Genomic DNA, 22,006 nt, shown 5'->3' on the forward strand with positions numbered 1-22,006 from the left:
TTGAGCGCCTTTTGGGGCCCAGATCCTGGGCCCCTTTAACCTTCTTCCCATTGACCTTCATGGGAGGCACCGTATAATAGCTTCGGCCACTAAGGATAGTGCCGCAACCACGAAAGGAGGCCGTATGAGAAAAGTAGGCAAGCTGGCTGTGCTCGGTTTAACCGCCCTGGGCCTGGCCCTAGCAGGTCCCCAGGACAACAGCCTGGTCATAGGGGCTTCCCAGGAGCCCAGGGTTCTGGCAGGGGACTTCCTCAGCGTCATCTCCAACCAGGCCATCAAGAGCGAGATCGAAGGCTATCTCTTCGCGCCCTTTATCGGCTTCAACGCGGATAGCCAGAACTTCCCTGTTCTGGCCACCGAGGTACCCACCCAGCAGAACGGGCGCCTGCGGGTGACGGACATCGGCGGGGGCAAGAAGCGCCTGGAGATGGACCTCACCATCCGCCCCGATGCCCGTTGGTCGGACGGCAAGCCCATCACCACCGACGACGTGCAGTTCTACTTTGAGGTGGGCAAGGCCAAGGGCATGCCCGTGCTAAACCCGGACTATTGGGAACGGGTGAACCTACGGGTCAAGGACGCCCGCAACTTCACCGTCATCTTTGAGCCCGCCTACTACTACGACACCTACGGCTCCCCCATCGGCTACGCGCCCAAGCACATCATGGGGGCGGAGTGGGAGAAGGTGAAAGCCGCGGCCCGCAACCTGGACCCCGACAAGGACGCGGAGAAGCTCAACGAGCTCTACCGCAACTTCTTCCTCAAGTTCGCCACCCCCCAGGCCCTGAACCGGGGAGCCATGGTCTACTCGGGTGCCTTCAAGCTGAAGCGCTGGGTGCCGGGGAACTCCATCGAGATGGAGCGCAACCCCAACTTCCCCATCAAGCCGGAAGGCGGGGAGAGCAGGTACGTGCAGAAGGTGGTCTACCGCTTCATCCAGAACACCAACTCCCTCCTGGTGGCGGTGATCGGTGGCTCCATCGACGCCACTTCCAGCGTGGCCCTCACCTTTGACCAGGGTCGTTCCCGCCAGCTCACCTCCCGCGCCCCCGGCCGCTTTGACATCTGGTTCGTGCCCGGGGCCATCTGGGAGCACATCGACATCAACAAGTTCGCCAACTGCCAGCAGGTGAAGGACCTGGGCCTGGATGATGTCCGCACCCGTCAGGCCCTCCTCCATGCCCTGAACCGCGAGGGGCTGGTGAAGGCCTTCTTTGATGGCTTGCAGCCCGTGGCCCACACCTGGATTGCCCCTGTTAACCCCCTCTTCAACCCCAACGTCAAGAAGTACGAGTTTGACCTAAAGAAGGCCGAGGCTCTCTTGGCACAGATGGGTTGGCGTAAGGGGTCGGATGGCATCCTCCAGCGCACCGTGGGCGGGCGCACCGTGCGCTTCGAGATCGAGTACGTGACCACCGCCGGCAACGCCATCCGCGAGCGCACCCAGCAGTTCTTCGCCGAGGACCTCAAGAAGATCGGCATCGCTGTCAAGATCAATAACGCCCCTTCGGCCGTGGTCTTCGCCGACGACTACATCCAGCGGGCTTCCGAGTGCAAGTGGACCGGGATGTTTGAGTTCGCCTGGGTGTCCAGCTTGGCGGAGGGTGGCAACCTCTTCCAGTACCGGAACCTGAACACTGGGACGATCCTGGTGCCCACCAAGGAGAACAACTACCAGGGCCAGAACATCGGCGGCTGGCGGAACGACGAGTTCGACCGCCTGACCAGCCAAGGGGTCTTGGAGTTTGATGAGGCCCGCCGCAAGCAGCTCTTCGCCCGGGCCCAGGAGATCTGGGCGGAGGAGCTTCCCGCTCTGCCCCTCTACTTCCGGGCCAACCCCTACGTGGTGCGCAAGGGCTTGGTCAACTACGTGGCCAGCGCCTACGCGGGGGGCAACGGCTACCCCGGCTGGAACGCCTGGGAGATTGGCTGGGAGAGCCGCGGGGCCGTGAAGAAGTGGGACCAGGCGAAGTACGCCCTTTCCGTCAAGTAGCCTGGGTGGTATAGTGGGGCCCGCTGGGCTTTGGCCCAGCGGGCTTTTTGAGTGTCATAAACGGGAGGTACAAAGGTGTTCGCCTACACGGTACGTCGGCTTTTGCAGATGGTCCCCTTGCTCCTGGCCGCCAGCGTGGTGATCTACGCCCTCTTGGCCCTACAGCCCGGGGACCCTTTGGAGGAGCTCAAGCGGCAGAACCCCCGCATGACCGCCGAGCAGTTTGAGGCTCTGAAGAAGGCCTATGGCCTGGACCAGCCCTTGCACATCCGCTACTTCAAGTGGCTTTCCCGGGCGGTGCGGGGGGATCTCGGGTATAGCCGCACCTACGGGATCCCCGCCGCGGAGTACATCTTTGCGCAGCGCCTGCCCAAGACGCTGATCCTTTCGGGGCTGGCCCTTACCCTGGCCTTGGTGGTGGCCATTCCCGTGGGGATCTTCTCGGCGGTGCGACAGTACTCCCTGGCAGACTACGCCATCACCTTCCTCTCCTTCGTGGGCTTCTCCATGCCGGTCTTCTTCCTGGGTATCTTGCTGCTCTACCTCTTCGCCATTTGGCTACCGGACCATATCCCAGGTTTCCCTCGCTTTCCCACCGGAGGGGTGCCGGGGGTCCTGCCGGAGGACGTGCGTCTGGGCAACGTGACCCTTTGGGGGTTCCTGGGGCAGTGGGCGTGGCACTTGATCCTGCCAGTGCTGGCCCTTTCCTCCCTGCAGATGGCGGAGTGGACCCGGTTCATGCGGGCTTCGCTTTTGGAGGTGCTTTCCCAGGACTACATCCGCACCGCCCGGGCCAAAGGGCTTTCCGAACGGGTGGTGCTTTACAAGCACGCCCTTAGGAACGCCCTCATTCCCATCGTGACCCTGGTGGGCCTGGCCATCCCCGGGGTATTGGGCGGGGCCACCATTACCGAGACCATCTTCAGCTACCCCGGCATGGGGCGGGCGATTTTTGACGCCCTGGTGGAGAAGGACTACAACGTGGCCATGGCGGCCTTGGCCTTCTTGGCCTTGATGACGGCGCTTTTCAACCTGCTGGCGGACCTGGCCTATGCGGTGGTGGACCCCCGCATCCGCTACAGCTAGAGGTGAACCATGGCAACGCAAGCTGTGAAGGCCAAACCCCGCACCTTCGCCAGCCTTTTTTGGCGCCGCCTAAGGCGGCACAAGATGGCCATGGCCGGCCTAGTGGTCATCGTGTTGCTCATCTTGATGGCCATCCTAGCTCCCTGGATCGCCCCTTACGACCCCACCGCCCAGCCCACGGGGGAGGACGTGGGGCAGTACTACTTCAACCCCCCCTCCAGGGAGCACCTTTTGGGCACCGATGACCTGGGGCGGGACGTGCTCTCCCGCATCATCTACGGTTCGCGCATCTCGCTTCTGGTGGGCTTCGCCGTGGCCTTCTCCAGCGTGATTTTGGGGACCATCATGGGCACCCTGGCGGGGTACTTCTCCGGCAGGCCCCTGCGCTTTTACCTGGGTCCACTACGCCGGGAGAAGGAGGGGTTTTACCCCTGGAGCTTCGCCTTGTGGCGGGTGTTCTCTTGGTTCCTCTACTACGGGGCCTTGTACCTGGTCCTCTCCATCGCCTGGACCCTGGCGGAGGACGGCGTGCGGGCGGGGAGCGTGGGAAGCTACCTGGGCTTTGGCTTAACCCTAGCCTTGGTGCTCTGGGCTGCCTGGTACGGCCTTAAAGGGCAGATCCGCCTGGACCTGGACGTGGCCATCAGCCGCCTCATCGACTTCATGCTCACCATTCCCACCCTGCCCCTTCTCTTGGTGCTCTCCGCCCTCCTGCGCGACCCTGGGGTGAAGGTGGGGCAGTGGGCGCAAGGGGTCTTCGGGGATGCCGCCAGCGTGTTCATCATCATCACCATCCTGGTCCTCTTCGGATGGCTGGGCACCGCAAGGCTGGTGCGGGGGAACATCCTCTCCCTTCGAGAGCAGGATTACGCCACCGCCGCCCAGGCGTTGGGGGCTACAGACGCTCGCATCATGTTCCGCCACCTGGTGCCCAATACCATGGCCCCCCTTATTGTGCAGGCCACCCTACAGGTAGGTGGCGCCATCCTTACCGAGGCCGCCCTTTCCTTCTTGGGCTTCGGCATCCAGCCCCCGGTGGCCACCTGGGGTAACATGCTCACCAACGCCCAGGAGTACATCTTCACCGCGCCCTGGCTGGCCCTGCCCCCGGGCTTTATGATCTTCATCACGGTGCTGGCCTTCAACTACCTGGGCGACGGCCTCCGGGACGCTTTGGACCCGAGGAGCCGCCTCTAGGCCCCTGTCCTTGGGAAGGGCCGGGGTACGCCCCGGCCCTTAGCCCTTTGGGGAGAGCCGGTCCTCGGGGTAGCGGGCCTCGAGGAAGTAAAGCCCCTGGGGCGGGGCGCTGGGGCCCGCCAGGCGGCGGTCGGCGGTTTCCAAAATGAGCCTCAGGCTTTCGGGGGGGCGCTTCCCCAGGCCCACCTCCAAGAGGGTGCCCACCATGCCCCGCACCTGGCCCCGGAGGAAGCTTTGGCCCCGGAAGTAGAAGCGTAGCTCCCTGCCTGCTTCCCCTTCCACCTCCTCCATGCGGGCCTCGTAAAGCTCCCTTTCCCCTGCCCGCACTTCCTCCTTAGCGAAGCCCAGGAAGCTGTGCCGGCCCGGGAGGTGGGCGAGGGCCTCCTGCATGGCGGCGAGGTCCAGGGAGTGGCGGATCCAAAGGGCCCGGTGGCGGAGGAGGGGAGAGGGGTGGGGCCTCAGGAGGAGGCGGTAAAGGTAAGCCCGCCAAAGGGCCTCCTTGCGGGCATGGAAGCCTGGGGCCACCTCCTTGGCGGTGATCACCTTTAGGTCCTCAGGGAGAAGGCGGTTCAGGGCCTCGGGGATCCTCTCTGTGGGAATCTTGCTTAAGAGGTCAAAGTGGAAGGGCATGGCCAGGGCATGCACCCCAGCGTCGGTGCGGCCTGCGGCCACCGCTTTGGGCAGGGCCCCGATTTCCGGCAAAATCCTTTCCAGCTCCCCCTGCACGGTGCGCAGGCCAGGCCGCTGGCGCTGAAGCCCAGCGAAATGGGTGCCATCGTACTCAGTGAGGATCAGGATGCGGCGCACGAACCCAGCTTATCCCTTGTTCCCGTGCATCCTTCCCTGAGCTACACCGAGTTCTCGGCCACCCCAAGGCGTTTTCCGGGGCTCCCACCCTGGCGCAAGCCAGGGGTGGTATTAGTCCACCCCCACCGGGGCCTTGGAGGGATGCCCCTCGAGGGCCACGCCCTTTCCCACCACCTTGAGCCGCACCCGGTTCCCCACGCGGAAGGGGCTTTCCGGTCCCTCCTGCGCCAGGATCTCCTTCTCCGGGGAGAAAAGGCGCACCCGGTAGGTGAGGTCGTGCCCCTTGAACTCCCGGGCCAGCACCTCGCCTAGGGCTCCTTCGGGCGCTTCTGGGGGCAGGAGCTTCAGGGCCTCGGGGCGCAGGGAGAGGAGAAGGGGTCCGTGGGCGGGCTCCGCCAGGGGCACCGGGCCCAGGCAGGTCTCCGCATGCCGCCCAAACCCTTCCCCCGAAAGCAGGTTGGTCCGCCCCAGAAACTGGGCCACGAAGGGGGTCTTGGGCCTGAGGTAGACCTCCTCCGGGGTACCCACCTGCTCTAGCCTTCCTCCCCGCATCACCCCCAGACGGTCGGCGAAGGAGAGGGCCTCCTCCTGGTCGTGGGTGACCAGGAGGGCGGTGGTGCCCGTTTCCTTGAGGATCTTGCGCACCTCCTCCCGGGTGCTGGTCCGAAGGCTTGCGTCCAAGCTGGAAAAGGGCTCGTCCAGGAGGACCAGCTTCGGCCCCGGGGCCAGGGCCCGGGCCAGGGCGATACGCTGCTGCTGCCCCCCGGAAAGCTCCCCGGGCTTGCGGTCCTGGAAGAGGGTCATGCCCACCCGCTCCAGGGCCTTCCTGGCCTTCTCGTGGCGGTCTTTTCCCTTAAGGCCGAAGGCCACGTTGCCCAAGGCGGTGAGGTGGGGGAAAAGGGCGTAGTCCTGGAAGACAAAGCCGATGCCCCGCTTTTCCGGGGGCAGGGAGGTGATCTCCTTGCCTTCCAGGAAAATCCGCCCTGCCTCCGGGTTTTCCAACCCGGCCACCACCCTCAAGAGGGTGGTCTTGCCGCAGCCCGAGGGTCCCAAAAGGGCCAGGATCTCCCCGGGGTAGACCTCGAGGTCGATTCCCTTAAGCACCTGGTGCTTCCCGAAGCGCTTGACAATGCCCTGCAGGGTTAGAAGCGGCGCTCGCTCCAAAGTAACACCCCCACGAAGGCCGCCGAGAGCAGGACGATGAGGAGGGCGAAGGGGGCGGCCTCGGCGAACATGGCTTCCTGAGTGTAGCTGAAAACCCGCGTGGCCAAGGTGGCGTAGCCCATGGGCGCCAGGAGAAGGGTAATGGGTAGCTCCTTCACCGCCCCGATGAAGGCCAGGGCCCCTCCCGCCACCGCTCCCCGCCAGAGGAGGGGGAAGGTGACGCGGAAGAAGGCCCGCGCCGGGGTGTCCCCCAGGGTCCTGGCCGCCTCCTCGAGGCGCCTTGGCACCTGGTAAAGCGCCCCCCGCACCGGCCCCAGGCCCTCGGCCAGGAAGTGGAAGGCCAAAACCAGGATGAGGAGGGGCAGGGTGCCGTAGAGGAAGGGAAGGCTTTTCAGGCTGAAGAAGATCCAGGCCAGGGCAAAGGCCAAAGGGGGGATGGTGTAGCCCAGATAGCCCAGCCTTTCCAGGAAGCGGGAGGCCGGCGAGGGGTAGCGCACCGCCAGGTAGGCGATGGGCAGGGCCATGCCCACGGCCAGAAAGGAGGCGGGGATGGCGGCCATGGCGGAGTGGGAGAGGGCTTCCCAAAGCCCGGTGAGGTGTTCCCGGGGAAAGCGGCTTGCCAGGTGGAAAAGGGCATAAAGGGGGAGGACCAGGGCCAGGAGGACGGGGAGGAGGAGTAGGAGGTAAGCCCAGGGGGTGAACCCGCCCAGGCGCACGGACCTGGCCTTTTTCCCGCTGCCCTTTCCCGTGCGGGCCAGGCTAAGGCGGCGGAGGAAGGTGCCTTCCAACAGGAGAAGCCCTCCGGTAAAGAGGAGGAGGAAAAGGGCCAGCCAGGCGGCGTACACCCGGTCAAAGGCGGCGCTGTACTGAAGGTAAATGGCGTAGGAGAAGGTTTCGTAGCGAAGGAGGCTCACGGTGCCGAAATCCCCCAGGACGTGGAGGCCCACCACCAGGTACCCCGAAAGGAGGGCGGGGAAGAGTTGCGGAAAGACCACCTGGAAAAAGGCCCTTAAGGGTCCCACCCCCAGGGTTCGGGCGGCTTCCTCCAAGCTGGGGTCCAGCCCCAAAAAAGCGGCCCGCAAACCCAGAAAGAGGTAGGGGTAGGTGATGAGGGAGAGGACCAAAAGCGCTCCCCAGTACCCCTCGAGGCGCGGCAGGGGGAGGATTCCCCCGGGCCCCGTGGCCGAAAGGATCACGTAGGCCCCCACGTAGCCGGGGATGGCCAAGGGCAGGGTGAGGAGGATGGAGAAGAGGCGCTTCCCCTTGAGGTCGGTGCGGGTGGTGAGGAAGGCCAGGGGCAGGGCGATGAGGGTGGTGAAAAGGAGGACCCCGAGGAGAAGGGAAAGGGTGTTCTTCACCAGCTCCAGGTTCTTGGGACGGAGGAGGATATCCCGAAGGGTTTCGGGATCGGCCTCCAGGGCCCTTAAGGCTAGGTAGAGGAGGGGAAGGGCCACCCCGCCCCCCGTGAGGAGGGCGGGCACCAGGAAGGGCAGGAGCCCGGGAAGTTGGTAGAGCCTTCTTGCGCTGGTCATCTTCGGCTTCGGCGCTCGCCCCCGGATCCGGGGGGAGGGGGTGGTCCTAGAGAATCCCCAGTTCCCTTAGGAGCCTTAGGGCCTGGTCCAGGGGGAGCTTCTCAAAGTCCAGCTTGGGGCTTTTCGCCAGGGCCTCCTCGAGGGGCAGGAGGTGGGCATCGGCCACCACCCCCTTCACCAAGGGGTATTCCCCCACGGTGCCCGCGAAGTACTGCTGCCCCTTGGGGGAAAGCAGGTAGGTGAGGAAGCGGTTTGCGGCCACCAGGTTCTTGGAGGTCTTGAGGATGCCTGCTCCTGTAACCAAGGCCAGATTGCCGGCGTCCCCGTCCTTAAAGGAGTGCAACCCCAGGTTGTACCCGGCCCGGCGGAAGCGCACCACGTAGTAGTGGTTGGTGGAGCCAAGGTCGATCTCCCCGGCGCGGATGGCGTCCAGCATGGCCGGGTTGGAGGCGTAGCCCTTGGGGTTTAGGGCCTTCATGGCGGAAAGCCACTCCCGGGTCCTGCCTTCCCCGTAAAGGGCGATCATCCCCGCCACCATGTCCTGGAAGCTGGAGTAGGTGGGGGTCCAGCCCACCCGGCCCACCAGGCCCCTTTCCTGGGCGAAGCGGGGGAGGTCCAGGATGCTTGCGGGGAGCTCTTCCGGCTTAAGCTTCTGGGGGTTATAGGCCAGCACCCTCAGGCGCAGGGTCACTGGCACCCAGGCCTTGGAGGCGGGTACGAAGGCCACGGGTTGCCTAAGGAGGGTGTCCCCCAGAGGCCGTAAGAGCCCTTTGCTGGCTGCTTGGCCCAAGGCGCCTGTGGTGTTGGCCCAGAAGACATCCGCCGGGGAACGGCTTCCTTCCTCCTGCAGGGCCGCCAGGATCTGAGCGTCGGTGCCGTAGCGCACCTGGACCCGGATACCCGTTTCCGCCTGGAACTGCTTCACCAAGGGTTCCACCAGGCTCTGCCCCCGCCCGGAGTAGAGGGTTAGGGTCTGCTGCTGGGCAAAGGCCAGTCCTAAAGCCGCAAGGCCGATCAGGGTTATGAACCTTCTAAGCTGCATCTTGCCTCCTTCCTGCATCCCCAGGGGTTCCCCGGGGCGAGGGCGCCCTCTGCCTGGGGACTTTACCCCACGGGGGGATTAAAGTCAAGTATTCCGGTCGGATTTTGTAAGTTTAGAAGTGATAATCACTTGCAGCCAGGGGAACACCCCCACCAGGTCTTGTGGCCAGAAGGGGGTTTCTCCGGTATACACCAGGGGTACAGGGTTTCGGGTGTGCTTGGGGTGCCAGGGTTCCTCGGCGTTGCCGTGATCGGAGGTGAGGAGGAGGGTGCCGCCTGCCTCCAGGAAGCCCTTTACGAATAGGGAAAGCTCGCGAAAGCGTTCCGGCAAGGTATGCGGGAAGCGGTGGGCGAAGAGGTCCAACGCCCAGTACTCCAGGACCACCAGGTCAAAGCTCCGGGCCAAGGCCGCCGCCTGAGCGCCAGCACCGCAGGGATCCTCCCAGAGCCCAGGAGGGAGGGCCTTGGGGTGGTCCAGGGGCAGAAGGGGCAGGTCCGCCATCAGGGCGGCCTGGGCGAAGGCGGAAAGGAGAAGCCTTCTTCCCCCGGTGGCCCGCTTTAGGTATTCCGGGCGGTAAGCGTTGGCGTGGAGAACGCGCAGGCCTGTTTCCTTCGCCCAGGCGTACAGGCTTTTCTGGAGAAGGGGCCTGATCCTGGGGCTAGGAAAAGGCCCTTGATGATGGCCTAGCAGCCTGGCGGCATTGACCCCGGTAAGGAGGGTGGTCTGGCCTGTGCCCGACTGGGGCAGGCCCTCCACCCCCAAGGTGGCGTCCAAGGCCTTGGGGGAGAGCTCCAAAAGAAAGGGAAAGAGCTCCTCCAAGGCCTCTCCCAGGCCCAGGCCGTCCACAAAGAGGAAGAGCACGCCTATAGTGTGCGCCCGTGGTTCTCCTTAGTCAAACCAGAGGAAACGTGCCTTTCCTCACCGGAGCTTCCTCTTGGTTCCAGGTATCCTGGCACTGGGGGTACAGCTATGCCGGTTAGAAAGGCCAATGCGGTATGGGAAGGCGGTTTGCGTGACGGTCGCGGTCTGATGAAGTTGCAGAGCCAGGCCTTTGAGGGGCCCTATTCCTTCCCCTCCCGGTTTGAGGAGGGGCCGGGGACCAACCCCGAGGAGCTCATCGCCGCCGCCCATGCGGGGTGCTTCTCCATGGCCCTGGCTGGAGCCTTGGAGCGGGCAGGGTTTCCTCCAAAAAGGATTTCCACGGAGGCCCGGGTGCACCTGGAGATGATGGAGGGGAAGGCCACCCTTACCCGGATTGACCTCATCACCGAGGCGGAGGTGCCGGGGATAACCCCGGAGGAATTCCAGGAGATCGCCCGGGCGGCCAAGGAAGGGTGCCCGGTTTCCCGGGCCCTGGGGGCGGTGAGGGAGATTACCCTCGAGGCCCGCCTGGCCTAACCTTCCCCCTTCCAGAGAAGCCGGCCGCAGGAGGGGCAGCGCACCAGCTGCCCCTGTACCACCTTTTGCGCCACGTGGGTGGGCAGGACCACGTTGCACCCCTCGCAACGGAAGACCTGGCCCTGGCGGCGCATGCGGGCGATGCCGGTGCCCTTGCGGGCCCGGCGGATGGTCTCGTACTCCTTCAGGACAGGGGCAGGAATGGCCTGGGCCATGAGGGAGCGCTCCCCCAGCCTGACGGTGATCTCGGCCCTTAGGGCCTCCACCCTTACCCGGTTGGCCTCTAAGAGCTCTTCCAAGCGGGGCCTTAAGGCGGCGAGCTCGGCTTCCACCTCCTGGATCTCGTTTTCCAGGTTTTCCATGGCCTCCATGATGGGGGTGGAAAGCTCCAGGAGCTCCTTGATGCGGTCCTTGATCTGCTGGATGCGGTTCTCGTACTGGGTCTGCTCGCGGGCGCTTTGGGCCTGGCGCTGCTCGGCCTCCGCCTGCTTCTCCTTGGCGGTGAGGTCTTCTATATCCAGGCTGTGGCGGTTGTACTCCTTGCGAAGCTCCGCCTGGCGCTCCAGGAGGTCGGCAAGCCGGTCTTCCAGGGCCTCCACCTGGGCCTTCACGGAAACCAGGTCCTCGGGAAGGGTTTCCGCCTCCTTTTGCAATCGGTCTATCTCCAGGTCCTTTTCCTGCAGGTCATAAAGGGCCTTAAGCGCCTCAAGGTGTCCCCTGTGGGGAGCATCCGCCCCGTTCACGTTTCCCATTCTAACCCGAGGAGGAAGGGGTTGGTCTTGGCCTCGAGAGCCAGGGTGGTGCTGGGTCCATGCCCCGGGTAGACCACCGTCCTTTGGGGCAGGGTGAGGAGGCGTTTTAAAGAGCGGAAAAGGTCTTCCCGGCTTGCCCCGGGCAGGTCGTAGCGGCCGATGCTCCCTTGGAAGAGGAGATCCCCGGAAAGGACCCGGGGGGGTTCCCCGGCCTCGCCGGGATGGATGAAGGCCACATGGCCGGGGCTGTGGCCGGGAAGGTGCCAGACGGTGAAGCCGTAAAGGATCTGCCCCTCTTCCAGAGGCTCTACCGGGAGGGGCGGGTCGGGGATGGCCAGGCCCCACATGTGGGCCGCCTCCGCCGCATGCCGGTAAAGGGGAAGGTCCAAGGGGTGGAGGAAGACCGGCAGGGAGAGGGTCTTCACCAAGGGGGCCACCGCCCCCACGTGGTCGAAGTGGGCATGGGTGAGGAGGATGGCCTCGGGTGTTAACCCCGTGGACTCCAGGAGGGCCAGGATCCTCTCCGCTTCGTCCCCGGGGTCTATGAGCACCGTCCCTTCCTTCCCCTCCACCAGGTAGGCGTTTTCCTGGAGGGAACCCACGCTCAAGCGGTAGACCCTCATGGCTCGGTGGGAAGGCCCTCCCCTAACCACTCGTGCATGGAGCCCAGGTAGTTCCTGGCCCGTACCCCGAGGCTTCTCAGCACGAAGAAGGCCACGGCGCTCCGGGCCCCGGAGTGGCAGTAGAGTCCCACCTCCTGCCCCGGCTCCAGGCCAAGCCGCTTTAGCACCTTATCCAGCTCCAGAAAAAGCTCCAGGGGGGCGTTTTGGCTTCCCGGGATACGCCCGCCTCTGGGACAGCAGGGGGGGTGGACCTTGCCCTGGTGTTCCTCGGGGCTTCGCACGTCCAAAAGAAGGGGGTGCTTGGCCGCCTCGTCGGCGGTAAGGAGCCAGTCCCGCCGGAGGCGGGCTATTGTGTCCGAGCGCTGGGGCTTGGGCTCATTCCGCTCGGTGGCGTGGGCTTCCCAGCCCTCGGTCCAAAGCTCCACCTCCAGCCCCCCAAGCCCCAGGAAGAAGGCGGTACGGCAAAGGCGGCTGGTGAGGCCCTCGTCGTAGAGGATCACCGGGCTTCTTAAGCCAAGTTCCTGGAAGAGGTCGGTGAGGCCGGCCTCGAGGGCCTTGAGCTCCGCCTCATCCCGCAGGCGGAGCTTGGGGGCGGAAAGATCCAGGTGGCGGGCGCCTGGCAGGTGGCCTGCCTCGTAGGCAGCCCTGGGCCGGGTGTCCACCAAGACGGCCTCAGGAGGGATTTCCATGCCCCTGATTATAGGGGGCGCAAGGGTAGGTATTAAAGGATAAGGATACTTGACAAACCAAGACGCAGGTGATATAAGTGAAACAGGAGGTGATAGGTATGGCCCTGGTTCGTAGGGATGTGCGCCCTGCGGAGATCACTCCCTTCCGCACTTGGGGTCCTTTCTCCCTCCTGGAGGAGGCCAACCGGCTCTTTGAGGAGGTCTTGGGGGACTTTGCCTGGCCCGTGACCACCTACCTGGCCCCTGCTGACCTCTACGAGACCGACGAGGCCTTGGTCATGGAGATGGCGGTGCCGGGCCTGGCGCCTGAGGACCTCGAGGTGAGCCTTGAGGGGAGCAAGCTCACCGTCAGGGGCCAGGTGAAGCCCGCCGAGGAGGTTAAGGTGCGCCGCTACTACCTGCAGGAGATCCCTCACGGTTCCTTCGTGCGCACCTTCACCCTCCCCGTGGAGGTGGATGCCTCCCAGGCCAAGGCGGAGTTCCGCCACGGGATCCTGCATCTCACCCTGCCCAAGGTGGCCGAGGCCCGGGCCAAGCGGATCCCCATCGAGGTGGTCCAGTAAGCCCGGAAGCTCCTTCCCCCCGGGGACGTCCCCCGGGGGTTTTACACTTTCTTTAGAGCCTCAGCAAGGCGCTTCAGGGCTTCCTCCAGCACCTCGGGGTAGGTGGCGAAGTTGAGGCGCACGTAGCGGTCGTATCCTTCCCCGAAGTTTTCCCCGGGGTTCAGGGCCACCCGGGCCTCCTTGAGGAAGAAGGTGGCCGCCTGGGGAATGGGGGTTTTGAACCACGCCAGGTAGGTGCCCTCCGGAGCGAAGTGCCCGAGGCCCATCTCCTTGGCCCAGGCCGCCACCCGGTCGCGGTTGGCCTTGAGCCGGGCTAGGGTTTCCCGTAGCCAGGGTCCAGCCTCCAGCAGGGCGGCCTTCCAGGCGGCCATGGCCAGCACGTTGGGGAAGGTGTGGGGCAGGTGGCGCTTAAAGGCCTCCACCAGGGGCCTAGGCCCCACCGCTGCCCCAATGGGCAGCCCGGCCAGGTTGTAAGCCTTTCCCGGGCCCAGCAGGGTGAGGGTGCGCTCGGGAAGGAAGCGGGCCAAGGGCACGTGGGTTCTCTCATAGGTCAAAGGGGCGTGGAGCTCATCGGAAACCACGATGAGGTCGTGCTTGCGGGCGATGGCGGCCAAAGCGGAAAGCTCCTCCTCGCCGTAGACCCTTCCCGTGGGGTTTTGCGGATGGCAGAAGAGGAGGAGCCGGCTGGCGTAGGCCAGGCGCTCCAGGCCCTCGAGGTCCAGCCTGTACCCCTCCTCGGTTTCCCGCAAAGGATTGGCCAGGATCGTGCGTTTCTGCTGGCGGATGGCGGCCAGAAACGGGGGGTATACGGGGACCTGGGTCAAGACCCCCTGGCCAGGGGCGGTGAAGGCGGCTACCGCCCCGTAGAGCCCCACCACCACCCCGGGCATGAAGGCCACCTCGCCTTCTAAGCCCGTTTGTTCCAGGATGAGGGCCTTAAGCTCGAGGTCCCCCTCCCGGGGCGGGTAACCCAAAAAACCCTCGGCCCTTTCCCGTATGGCCCTCTGGATGGGCTCGGCCACGGGGAAGTCCATGTCCGCCACCCAAAGGGGCAGGACGTCCTCAGGGTAGGTGCCCCACTTCAACGAGTCCTTGCGGGGGGGAAGCACCATGGGCTTATCTTAACCGGCCCAGGCGCCGAAGCATGTACCAGGAAAGGAGGATGAGGGGCAGGCTCACCACCTGGGTGGCGGTGAAGAGACCGATGCCCAGCTCGTCATTGCGGTACACGGGAAGCCACAAGGGGTTCAGCCGGAAGGGCTCCTCGAGGACCGAGCGGAGGACGCTGTACCAGAGGATGAAGTTCCAGAAGGCATACCCGTAAAAGGGCTTTTTGCGAAGCCAATGGTAGGAGAGGAGCAGGAGGATAAGGCCCACCAGGGCCCCATAGATCTGGGTGAGGTGCACGGGGCCCCGAAGAAGCTCCGCGCACCGGTACACCTGGGAGATGTCCTCTATGCCGGGGCAGATTCCCGGGAAGCCCTTGGCCCACTCCGGCCAGGTGAAGCCGATGGGCAAGGAGGTGAGGCGGCCCACGGTATCCGAGCCATTCATCAGGTTCCCAATCCTCCCGGCGATGATGCCCAGGGCCACCCCCGGGGTGGCGGCGTCCAGGTAGGGCCAGAGGGGATAGCCTTTGCGCTTATGGAAATAGAGGAAAACCAGGGCCCCGCCCAAAATGGCCCCATGGAAGGAGAGGCCCCCGTGCCAGATGTACAGGACCTCCACGGGGTTGTGCAGGAAGTAGCCGGGGGAGGTGAGCACGTAGCCCAACCGGGCCCCCACCACCCCGAAGATGACTGCCCAGAAGGCCACTACCTCGAACTTCTCCGCATCCAACCCCCAGGCCCTAAGCCTGCGCTTGGCCAGCTCAAAGCCGATGAAGATGGCCAGGGTCAGGAGGAAGCCGTACCACTGGATGCGCAAGGGACCTATTTGAATCATGGTGGGCTTCATGCGTCGCCTCCCAAAAGCCCGCTGATCTGGGCTGCAGGTTCTTTCTCCCCGAAGGCCCCTTCCAGGAGCACCTCCTCCCCCAGAAGGAGCACCGGCACCCGGGCGGCGTAAAGCCGGAAAGGCTCGGGGTTCTGGTCTATGTCGCGGCGCACATAGGGCACCCGCAGGGTCCAAAGGGACCGCTCCGCCTTCTCGCAGAGGCCGCACCCTTTCCGGGTGACGAAGACGAAGTCCATGGGGAAAAGCATACCCCAGAGCTTCAGAAGACGGCCCGGATCACCAAAAGCCCCATGGCCACGTGGACGATCACCTTGGCCACCATGCCCCCCATGAGGCCCACCAGGGTGCCCCAGGCCGCCCGAAGGGCCTCCTCGGGTTTACGCCCCGAAAGGTACTCAAAGAGCCAGGCCAGGACAAAGGGCAGCACCAAAACCCCCACCACCCCCAGGAAGAGGCCCAAAAGCCCTCCCAAAAACGCTCCCCAAAGCCCTGCCCGTCCGGCTCCGTACCTCCTGGCTCCCAGGAGGGTGGCCAGGTTGTCCAGGCTCATGGCCAGAAGGGCCAGGACCCCCAGGGTCAGCCACAGGCCCAGGGAAACCTCCCGGAAGCCCACCAGGGCCTCGTGGAGGAGGGCGGCCGCCAGGATCAGGAGGGTGGCAGGGACGAAGGGCACCAGGGTGAGGAGCACCCCCGTCCCCCAGAGGACCACGAAGAGCCAGTCGGCGAAGGCATCCACGAAGAAAGCCTAGGGTGGGATTTCATGAGAAGGAAAAGGACATCCGCCCTGAGGCAGGGCCTTAAGCTCTAGGCGAGGAGGCGGGTATGGAGTTTGGCCTACCCAAGGAGCAAGGCGTGGTCAAGACCCAACCCCCCTTCGGGGAGGTGCGGGAGGGCCGGGTGGCTCTTACCCCCCAAGGGGTGCGGGAGCTGGTGGATAGGGGCCACCGGGTCTACGTGGAGCGGGGGGCAGGGGAGCGGGCGGGCTTCCCCGATGGGGCCTACGAGGAGGCCGGGGCCCGGTTGGTGAGCCGGGAGGAAGCCTTTGGCCGTGGGGAGATGGTCTTGAAGGTGGGAAGGCCTACCCTCGAGGAGATCGCCCTGCTCCGGCCCGGAGCCACGGTCATGGCTTTCATGCACCTGGCGGTGGCGGAATCCTCCCTGGTGGAGGCCATGGCGGAAAAGGGTTTGACCGCCATCGGCTATGAGCTCATCGGAGCCGGGGGGAGGCGCCCCGTGCTCAAGGCCATGAGCGAGATCGCAGGCCGCCTGGCCCCCCAGATTGCGGGAAGGCTTTTGGAGGCTCCCTTTGGCCCCGGGGTGCTCCTTTCGGGCCTACCCGGGATTCCCCCTGCGGATGTGGTCATCCTAGGGGCGGGGGTTTTGGGAAGGGCGGCGGCCCGCGCCTTTTTGGGGATGGGGGTCTCGGTCTACCTCCTGGACAAGGAGCTTTCCGCCCTGGAGGAAGCCTCCAAGGAGGCCAAGGGGGCGGTTACCGCCCTCATCACCCAAAGCCGGCTGGAGCGGTACGCCGCCTTCGCCGACGTCCTGGTGGGGGCGGTGGCGGTGCCTGGGGAGAGGGCCCCCCTCCTCCTAAGCCGGGCCCTGCTCTCCCGCATGCGCCCGGGGGCCGTGCTCCTGGACTTCGCCATCGACCAGGGGGGAATTGCGGAAACCAGCCGGGTGGGGGTGTACCAGGAGATGGGCATCACCCACTTCTGCCTCCCCAACGTTCCCGCCCTGGTGCCCCGTACCAGCAGCCACGCCCTCACCGCCACCCTTTTGCCCTTTCTCCTGGAGGTGGAGGAGGATCCTTTGGGGGTTCCCGAGCTCCGGCAAGGGGCTTACCTCCTCCTGGGTCAGAAAGGAGGCCATCTGGAATGAGCTACCGCAAGAAGCTGACCTCTCCCGAGGATGCCGTCACCCTCATCCGATCCGGGATGCGGGTCTTCGTTTCCGGAAACGCCGCCACCCCCACGCCCCTCCTCGAGGCCCTAGCCGCCCGCAAGGAGGAGCTGGAGAACGTGGAACTGGTGCACCTCCTGCAGATGGGGGAGGATCCCTTTGCCTCCCCGGAGATGGAGGGGCACTTCCGACGCCGCTCCCTCTTCGTGGGCCCCACGGACCGGGAGGCGGTGAACCAGGGCCGGGCGGACTACGTGCCCATCATGCTCCACCAGGTGCCCTGGCTCTTCAAAAGGTGCATCCTTACTCTGGATGCCGCCATCGTCCAGGTTTCCCCGCCCGACGAGCACGGCTTCTGCTCCTTGGGGGTGGAGGTGATCGCCACCAAGGCGGCCCTCGAGGCGGCCCCCATCGTGATCGCCATGGTGAACCCCAGGATGCCGAGAACCCTGGGGGATACCTTCGTCCACGTCTCCCGCTTCACCGCCATCGTGGAGCTGGACTGGCCCCTGCCCGAACTAAAGCGGGAGGGGTTTAGCGAGGTGGAAAGGCGCATCGGGGAGCAAGTGGCGAGCCTGATTGAGGATGGGGCCACCTTGCAGATGGGCATCGGGGCCATCCCGGACGCTGTCTTGGCCAGCCTGGAAGGCCGCCGGGACCTGGGGGTGCACACGGAGATGATCTCCGACGGGGTGCTGGAGGCCTTTGAAAAGGGCCTCATCACCGGGGCCAGGAAGACCCTCCACCCCGGCAAGGTCATCGGCACCTTTGTCCTGGGTTCGGAACGGCTTTACCGCTTCGTCCACGACAACCCCCTTTTTGAGCTCCACCCCGCGGACTACGTGAACGACCCCTTCGTGGTGGCCCAGAACCGCAAGATGGTGGCCATCAACTCCGCCATCGAGGTGGACCTTACCGGCCAGGTGGTGGCGGACTCCATCGGTACCCGCATCTACTCCGGCTTCGGGGGCCAGCTGGACTTCATCCGCGGGGCGGCCCGGAGCGAGGGGGGCAAACCCATCATCGCCCTTCCCTCCACCGCCAAGGGGCAAAGCCGTATCGTTCCCTACTTGAAGCCGGGGGCCGGGGTGGTCACCACCCGGGCGGACGTGCACTACGTGGTCACCGAGTGGGGCGTGGCCAAGCTCTTTGGCCGCTCCCTAAGGGAGAGGGCCATGGCCCTCATTGAGGTGGCCCACCCCGATTTTCGGGAGGAGCTCCTAAAGGCTGCCTGGGAGCGGAAGCTCCTGCCCAGGGGGTACTCTGGGTTTCGGCCCCACCCCTAGGTACCCGCGCGCAAAGGCTCTCCATCGGCCAAAGCCGAAGCAGCGTGCCCATGGTCCCTTTGGGGCCCCCCCCCGCGCNACACCGCCATAGGCGTGAGGGGGGGCAGGTTCTGAAACACGCTGAAGCGGGTGTCAAACCCCCAGTTCCGGTTCGGCGGCTGGTACCAGGGCGGGCCCACATGGAAAGGCCCGCTGACGTTTCGGGGCTCCCACAGGCTAACGATGGAGCCCAAGAAGGAGAAGGTAGCCGGGGTGTAGGTGACGACTGACCCGCAACACGAGCTGGTGTTACTTCCCCAGTGCTCATGGAAGCGGAAGATGTTGTGTACCCCGCCCCCTTCCTGGCCGCCTTGGGTAGGGGTAATGCTGGCTCCGGTGAGCACTGCCGCGTTGACCGTGGTGTTCGCTGCCTGTGGCAGCCAGCGATTGGTGTCATTACGGTTGTCCCCGCTAGGGAAACCCCTACCCCGATTGCGGCAGCCAGGGTCGCTCTTCGCGTCTCCTTGGAGCTGCCTGGTACCGCCAAAGCAACCCGCATAGGACGGATAGCTGGTGGAGTTTTCCCAAGCGTTAGAAAGAAGATTTATGGAGTCGCTGATGAGGGCCGCTGGACGCCAATTTTGGGCGTTGAAGTCTCCTTGCAGATAGAGGGCCTGGTCGGTGACCAAAGTTAGTCCCCGGACCACAGTACCGTCTTGCGCCGCTAAAGTGGACGCGTTTCTCACTCGCACGCCGTAGTTGTTCACCCGGTCGCTGTCGGGCCCCCGGACGGTCAGGAAAAGGACAAGCCCTCCGTCTGTGTCGTCGTCCAAGGGTATAAAGCTTCCATTGGGGGAACGCACCCGCCCATCCCGTACGCAGGTAAGAAGAGCCCGAAGGTCCACCTCCAGCATTTGGATGTACCTTCTTTCGCGGTTGTTGTAAAAGGTGTTGGAAAAGCCAAGACCGCAATTCAACGCCGTGGCCCCGCCAAAAAAAGGTAGCGCCACATTACCCGGTGTGCGTAGCTCCACAGTAGGAGGCGCGGCATTCAGGTTAAGCACCACCCGGACTTCTGCCCGGTTCCAGTAAAGGCGTTCTGAGAGCGGGGCACTACCCCGCCACGGGGGATCGAGGGTGGCAGGCCTAGGGGGAGCCAAGCGCGGTTGGCGGCCCTGCATCCAGCCGTTCCACTGCCTTAGCTCGCTCTCAGGAACTTCCCTCAGGCTTCCGGTGGAGTCGACCGTTCGGTAGCTGGTGCCGTCAAAGACCTGGACGTTGCCACCGCTATCCCGGTTGGCTTTGTCTCCTCTCCAAATGCGGCCTGCGGCGGTAACCCTGCCGTTGGCCCTAAGGGTAGAGTCTGGCCGCCCCGCGTCTAGGTAAAGGTCGTTGTTGGTGTGCACCGGCCCATTCAGAGTCATGGGGGCGGTGCGGTTGAATTCCAAGTCGTTCTCGTAAAAGACCGCGAACTGGAAAAGGGGAATGAGGCGGTTCTTAAAGCGCATCTCCAGGATGGCTTCCGTGCGCCCGTCCGGGCCCTTGGCCTCGGAAAGGGTGGTGTAGACGTACTCCTCCATCATGAGGCCCTGGTAGGGCTCCCCCGGAGGTACCACCTTCCTCCGTAAGCTGGGGTTGGCGTTTTGTGCATCCTCCGTGACGTAGGTGATGACCTGCCTCCCCTGAAGGGAGAAAGTTTTGCACCCAAAGTCCCCACTTCCCTGGTTTCCTCCCTGGCACGGGTTTGGCGGCGTAGGCGATATGCCCGTGGGCATCCGGTAGCCCTCAAACTTCTGCCGCACTTCCTCGGCCCGCAGGTTGAGCCCCGCCTCGGCAGCGTAAAAGCCCGTGGTCTGGCGGGCGCTGGCCGCCGTGGTGCCGAGTTCGATGCGGGTGAGCACGAAATAGGCGGTGAGCAGGGCCATCAGCACCGTCAGGAAGATTAGGGTGCTCACTAGGGCAAAACCTTTACGCATTCCGTCCCTCCTCACTGGGAAAGCACGTTGCGCGGGAAAGCCTTGGTGACCAGCTCCCGCTCCATCTGGCCCACACGGACCACGAGCCTAAGCTCCAAGCCCTGAAGGGCGCGCCAAGACTGCCCCGTTTGCGGAAAGTCTCCGGAAAGCCAGGCACCCCCCGCCTGCGCCCGCACCTGGAAGTCCCTCACCCCTGTCACCACACCCTTGGCAGCGGTGTCGGCCTCCCCATTTTCGGCCAGCTTTAGCTGGGCGCCTGCCACGAAGTAACGCCTCTCCTCTAAGAGGTAAACCCGGGAGCCCAAGGGGTATGCATTCTGCCAACGCTCCGCGTTTCCCTTATGGATTTTGACCCCAGACTGGTCCTCCGCATCGTACACAAACCACTCTCCCTGCCCCGTCCGCGGGTCGTACAGGTATGCCCGAACCTTATCCCCGTGGTTGGTGCCGGTGGCGCAGACGGGGTTCCCATCTTGGGCGCAGCGGAAGGCCCGCCAGCGGTCGATGCGGTCGTCCATGTTGTTGCCATCGCCATCCCTAAACTGGCAGATGCTCCGGTATGCCTCGGGAAGCTGGTTCAGGTCCTGCGGGCGCACGGCCACGGGAATGTTGTCCTGGTTGCCGTTGATGCCGTTTTGGTCGCAGAGGAGTAAGACCTCGTCCAGGAGGTTCCGCCGCAGGATCAGCTGGTCCGGGGCACCCCCTGCCCCCTGCTTCACCACCACCGCCGGGAAGTCCGCCGGGAGGCGCTCCCCCGCCTGGCGCACGTCGGCCACCAGGAGGTCTAGGGCAGCGCGTAGGTTCTGGTTGGTGGCGGTACGGGACTGGTCCAAAACGTAGAGGCGGCGGTTGGCCAAGGTGGTGGATAGCAGGAGTCCCAAGAGAAGCGCGCCGATCCCTAAGGCCACCAAGAGTTCTATGAGTGTGAAACCGCTCTTGCGCACGTTCCCTCCTTCACTCCAGCTTGGTGTAGACGGTTTCCACCGTGTAAAGGGGTGCCGCCTCCCTCCCCAAGTACACCTCCACGCGGATGTGCCGTGCCCCGGAACCACACAGGACCGCCTGGGTACAATAGCAGGTCCTGATCCGGTACGTGCGCCCGGCCCGGGTTTGGTCGGCTTCTTGGCACCCACTTGTGGGCAAGGAAGTAATGTCCACCAGGCGGAGGGCCTCCAAGCGTTCTTGAGCTAGGGTAACCGCTTGGCTCCGGAGTTCCGTGCGGGTGTTGACCCGAAGGTAGCCGAGGAAACCCGCCAAGATGGGACCTATTAGAGCCAGAATGGCTAGGGCCACGAGTACCTCTACCAGCGTGAGCCCCCGCTTCATGGCCGCACCACCCCCCCACCCAGCATGATCCGCAAGGTCTTCACCCGGCCCCTTCCGTCCCGGAACTCCAGCAAAGGTTCCTTACCTTGGGAAGCCAACAAGAGGCCCCGGCTGGTAAAGCACACCCAGTCCGATGGCGCGAAGGCCTGGCCCGACTGGGCCCAGCGCGCCTCGAGGCGCACCCCCTGGGGTAGGTCCAGGCGAAGCGCCGTGTCCTCGGTGAAGTTGGCCCCCCGACAGCTTGAGGCATACCAGGCCCTGAAGCCGCTAGGGCCCAGCTCTACCCGGTAAGCGGAAGTGGTGGCCATGGCCTTGGCCCGTACCTGCTTCAGGTACCCTTCGGCCTGCGCCACGGCGTCTTGTAGAGGATCGCTAAGGGGTCGCAGGTTTAGCACGCCAATGGCCGCCACAATCCCCAAAATCCCGAGGACCGCAAGGAGCTCTACCAGTGTGGCACCTGGGCTACGCACGGGGCTTCCTCCCTTCTTTCGCCATCTTAGGCCAATATTAGCCCTCTTCCATCCCCCTTTTGGGGGGATAGGAAAACCAGACGAGGAGGGAATAGCCTCCCAAAGGCTCCCGCCCCTATCTTTCTTTGGAAGACCCCCCGTCCCCGACCAGGCAGCGCTCGGTAATCCGCTTTGCACAAGCCTTCTCCCCGCCCCCTCGAAGACACCCCCCTTCCGGGGACACACCTCTTAGAGGCTGTCGTAAAAGTCTTGTATCCTTGAAGGG

22 protein-coding genes are annotated in these 22,006 nt (G+C 64.7%); 7 read left to right on the forward strand and 15 right to left on the reverse strand.

Translation table 11 applies throughout. The features are described from left to right. Positions 1–124 precede the first annotated feature (124 nt). The 3 genes from C2847_RS02240 to C2847_RS02250 all read left to right on the forward strand — a co-directional run bounded on the left by C2847_RS02240 (position 125) and on the right by C2847_RS02250 (position 4,276). Positions 125–1,993 carry a peptide ABC transporter substrate-binding protein gene (locus tag C2847_RS02240; protein WP_105316860.1) on the forward strand — a complete coding sequence of 623 codons (1,869 nt, stop codon included), beginning with the start codon at positions 125–127 and terminating at the stop codon, positions 1,991–1,993. 75 nt (positions 1,994–2,068) lie between these two features. Beyond that, positions 2,069–3,079: an ABC transporter permease gene (locus C2847_RS02245; protein ID WP_105316861.1), complete on the forward strand. Its 1,011-nt coding sequence runs from the start codon at positions 2,069–2,071 to the stop codon at positions 3,077–3,079. A gap of 9 nt (positions 3,080–3,088) precedes the next feature. After that, entirely contained in the window at positions 3,089–4,276 is a 1,188-nt protein-coding gene (locus tag C2847_RS02250; RefSeq protein WP_105316862.1) for an ABC transporter permease, read from the forward strand. Between the two features lie 39 nt (positions 4,277–4,315). On the opposite strand, the gene truA is transcribed toward C2847_RS02250, so the two are convergent. The 5 genes from truA to C2847_RS02275 all read right to left on the reverse strand — a co-directional run bounded on the left by truA (position 4,316) and on the right by C2847_RS02275 (position 9,682). Next, entirely contained in the window at positions 4,316–5,083 is a 768-nt protein-coding gene (gene truA, locus C2847_RS02255; protein ID WP_105316863.1) for a tRNA pseudouridine(38-40) synthase TruA, read from the reverse strand. 111 nt (positions 5,084–5,194) lie between these two features. After that, positions 5,195–6,247, reverse strand: coding sequence for an ABC transporter ATP-binding protein (locus tag C2847_RS02260; RefSeq protein WP_105316864.1), 1,053 nt, complete (start codon positions 6,245–6,247; stop codon positions 5,195–5,197). After that, positions 6,226–7,779, reverse strand: a complete 1,554-nt coding sequence (locus C2847_RS02265) for an ABC transporter permease (RefSeq protein WP_105316865.1) — start codon at positions 7,777–7,779, stop codon at positions 6,226–6,228. The genes C2847_RS02260 and C2847_RS02265 overlap by 22 nt, the downstream gene beginning before the upstream one ends. Before the next feature lie 46 nt (positions 7,780–7,825). Further along, a complete protein-coding gene (locus C2847_RS02270; RefSeq protein ID WP_105316888.1) occupies positions 7,826–8,821 on the reverse strand; it encodes an iron ABC transporter substrate-binding protein in 996 nt (331 codons plus the stop codon). Positions 8,822–8,905: 84 nt separating this feature from the next. Then, complete coding sequence (locus tag C2847_RS02275; RefSeq protein WP_105316866.1) at positions 8,906–9,682, reverse strand: metalloenzyme; 777 nt, start codon at positions 9,680–9,682, stop codon at positions 8,906–8,908. A 108-nt stretch (positions 9,683–9,790) separates the two neighbouring features. Here C2847_RS02275 and C2847_RS02280 point away from each other — a divergent pair, with 108 nt between their 5' ends. Continuing rightward, positions 9,791–10,219, forward strand: coding sequence for an OsmC family protein (locus C2847_RS02280; protein ID WP_105316867.1), 429 nt, complete (start codon positions 9,791–9,793; stop codon positions 10,217–10,219). Here C2847_RS02280 and C2847_RS02285 read toward each other — a convergent pair. The 3 genes from C2847_RS02285 to C2847_RS02295 are packed head-to-tail and all read right to left on the reverse strand — an operon-like array spanning position 10,216 to position 12,283. Continuing rightward, positions 10,216–10,971: a zinc ribbon domain-containing protein gene (locus tag C2847_RS02285; protein ID WP_105316868.1), complete on the reverse strand. Its 756-nt coding sequence runs from the start codon at positions 10,969–10,971 to the stop codon at positions 10,216–10,218. The genes C2847_RS02280 and C2847_RS02285 overlap by 4 nt on opposite strands. Continuing rightward, positions 10,959–11,594, reverse strand: a complete 636-nt coding sequence (locus tag C2847_RS02290; protein WP_105316869.1) for an MBL fold metallo-hydrolase — start codon at positions 11,592–11,594, stop codon at positions 10,959–10,961. Before C2847_RS02290 ends, C2847_RS02285 begins: the two co-directional genes overlap by 13 nt. After that, complete coding sequence (locus C2847_RS02295) at positions 11,591–12,283, reverse strand: sulfurtransferase (RefSeq protein WP_105316870.1); 693 nt, start codon at positions 12,281–12,283, stop codon at positions 11,591–11,593. The genes C2847_RS02290 and C2847_RS02295 overlap by 4 nt, the downstream gene beginning before the upstream one ends. A gap of 98 nt (positions 12,284–12,381) precedes the next feature. Here C2847_RS02295 and C2847_RS02300 point away from each other — a divergent pair, with 98 nt between their 5' ends. After that, entirely contained in the window at positions 12,382–12,846 is a 465-nt protein-coding gene (locus C2847_RS02300) for an Hsp20/alpha crystallin family protein (protein WP_105316871.1), read from the forward strand. Positions 12,847–12,887: 41 nt separating this feature from the next. Here C2847_RS02300 and C2847_RS02305 read toward each other — a convergent pair whose 3' ends face one another. Genes C2847_RS02305 through C2847_RS02320 form a run of 4 tightly spaced genes read right to left on the reverse strand, consistent with a single transcriptional unit; the run spans position 12,888 to position 15,538 of the window. Next, complete coding sequence (locus C2847_RS02305) at positions 12,888–13,958, reverse strand: cystathionine beta-lyase (RefSeq protein ID WP_105316872.1); 1,071 nt, start codon at positions 13,956–13,958, stop codon at positions 12,888–12,890. Between the two features lie 4 nt (positions 13,959–13,962). Continuing rightward, entirely contained in the window at positions 13,963–14,790 is an 828-nt protein-coding gene (gene lgt, locus C2847_RS02310; protein ID WP_244187333.1) for a prolipoprotein diacylglyceryl transferase, read from the reverse strand. 8 nt (positions 14,791–14,798) lie between these two features. Next, positions 14,799–15,050, reverse strand: a complete 252-nt coding sequence (locus tag C2847_RS02315) for a glutaredoxin family protein (protein ID WP_105316874.1) — start codon at positions 15,048–15,050, stop codon at positions 14,799–14,801. 11 nt (positions 15,051–15,061) lie between these two features. Beyond that, positions 15,062–15,538: a DUF456 domain-containing protein gene (locus tag C2847_RS02320; protein WP_105316875.1), complete on the reverse strand. Its 477-nt coding sequence runs from the start codon at positions 15,536–15,538 to the stop codon at positions 15,062–15,064. A gap of 86 nt (positions 15,539–15,624) precedes the next feature. Here C2847_RS02320 and C2847_RS02325 point away from each other — a divergent pair, with 86 nt between their 5' ends. Further along, the gene (locus C2847_RS02325) at positions 15,625–16,683 is read left to right on the forward strand and encodes an NAD(P)-dependent oxidoreductase (protein ID WP_105316876.1); all 1,059 of its coding nucleotides are present in this window, start codon (positions 15,625–15,627) and stop codon (positions 16,681–16,683) included. Next, entirely contained in the window at positions 16,680–17,990 is a 1,311-nt protein-coding gene (locus C2847_RS02330) for an acetyl-CoA hydrolase/transferase family protein (RefSeq protein ID WP_105316877.1), read from the forward strand. Before C2847_RS02325 ends, C2847_RS02330 begins: the two co-directional genes overlap by 4 nt. A 1,966-nt stretch (positions 17,991–19,956) precedes the next feature. Here C2847_RS02330 and C2847_RS02340 read toward each other — a convergent pair. Genes C2847_RS02340 through C2847_RS02350 form a run of 3 tightly spaced genes read right to left on the reverse strand, consistent with a single transcriptional unit; the run spans position 19,957 to position 21,741 of the window. Continuing rightward, the gene (locus tag C2847_RS02340) at positions 19,957–20,889 is read right to left on the reverse strand and encodes a PilW family protein (RefSeq protein ID WP_164835610.1); all 933 of its coding nucleotides are present in this window, start codon (positions 20,887–20,889) and stop codon (positions 19,957–19,959) included. 10 nt (positions 20,890–20,899) lie between these two features. Beyond that, a complete protein-coding gene (locus C2847_RS02345; protein ID WP_105316879.1) occupies positions 20,900–21,271 on the reverse strand; it encodes a type IV pilus modification PilV family protein in 372 nt (123 codons plus the stop codon). Then, on the reverse strand, positions 21,268–21,741 hold the full coding sequence (locus C2847_RS02350; protein ID WP_105316880.1) for a pilus assembly FimT family protein: 474 nt from the start codon (positions 21,739–21,741) through the stop codon (positions 21,268–21,270). Before C2847_RS02350 ends, C2847_RS02345 begins: the two co-directional genes overlap by 4 nt. Between the last annotated feature and the right edge of the window lie 265 nt (positions 21,742–22,006).

The sequence above is a fragment of the Thermus tenuipuniceus genome, from assembly GCF_002964845.1.
Lineage (GTDB): Bacteria > Deinococcota > Deinococci > Deinococcales > Thermaceae > Thermus > Thermus tenuipuniceus.

What these genes read in the sequence shown, in the direction of transcription:
- C2847_RS02290 (WP_105316869.1), bottom strand. Translation starts at nt 11,594, where the DNA reads ATGAGGGTCTACCGCTTGAGCGTGGGTTCCCTCCAGGAAAACGCCTAC.
- C2847_RS02240 (WP_105316860.1), top strand. Translation starts at nt 125, where the DNA reads ATGAGAAAAGTAGGCAAGCTGGCTGTGCTCGGTTTAACCGCCCTGGGC.
- lgt (WP_244187333.1), bottom strand. Translation starts at nt 14,790, where the DNA reads ATGATTCAAATAGGTCCCTTGCGCATCCAGTGGTACGGCTTCCTCCTG.
- C2847_RS02280 (WP_105316867.1), top strand. Translation starts at nt 9,791, where the DNA reads ATGCCGGTTAGAAAGGCCAATGCGGTATGGGAAGGCGGTTTGCGTGAC.
- C2847_RS02305 (WP_105316872.1), bottom strand. Translation starts at nt 13,958, where the DNA reads ATGGTGCTTCCCCCCCGCAAGGACTCGTTGAAGTGGGGCACCTACCCT.
- C2847_RS02325 (WP_105316876.1), top strand. Translation starts at nt 15,625, where the DNA reads ATGGAGTTTGGCCTACCCAAGGAGCAAGGCGTGGTCAAGACCCAACCC.
- C2847_RS02315 (WP_105316874.1), bottom strand. Translation starts at nt 15,050, where the DNA reads ATGCTTTTCCCCATGGACTTCGTCTTCGTCACCCGGAAAGGGTGCGGC.
- C2847_RS02345 (WP_105316879.1), bottom strand. Translation starts at nt 21,271, where the DNA reads ATGAAGCGGGGGCTCACGCTGGTAGAGGTACTCGTGGCCCTAGCCATT.
- C2847_RS02300 (WP_105316871.1), top strand. Translation starts at nt 12,382, where the DNA reads ATGGCCCTGGTTCGTAGGGATGTGCGCCCTGCGGAGATCACTCCCTTC.
- C2847_RS02250 (WP_105316862.1), top strand. Translation starts at nt 3,089, where the DNA reads ATGGCAACGCAAGCTGTGAAGGCCAAACCCCGCACCTTCGCCAGCCTT.
- C2847_RS02330 (WP_105316877.1), top strand. Translation starts at nt 16,680, where the DNA reads ATGAGCTACCGCAAGAAGCTGACCTCTCCCGAGGATGCCGTCACCCTC.
- C2847_RS02295 (WP_105316870.1), bottom strand. Translation starts at nt 12,283, where the DNA reads ATGGAAATCCCTCCTGAGGCCGTCTTGGTGGACACCCGGCCCAGGGCT.
- C2847_RS02285 (WP_105316868.1), bottom strand. Translation starts at nt 10,971, where the DNA reads ATGGGAAACGTGAACGGGGCGGATGCTCCCCACAGGGGACACCTTGAG.
- C2847_RS02270 (WP_105316888.1), bottom strand. Translation starts at nt 8,821, where the DNA reads ATGCAGCTTAGAAGGTTCATAACCCTGATCGGCCTTGCGGCTTTAGGA.
- C2847_RS02265 (WP_105316865.1), bottom strand. Translation starts at nt 7,779, where the DNA reads ATGACCAGCGCAAGAAGGCTCTACCAACTTCCCGGGCTCCTGCCCTTC.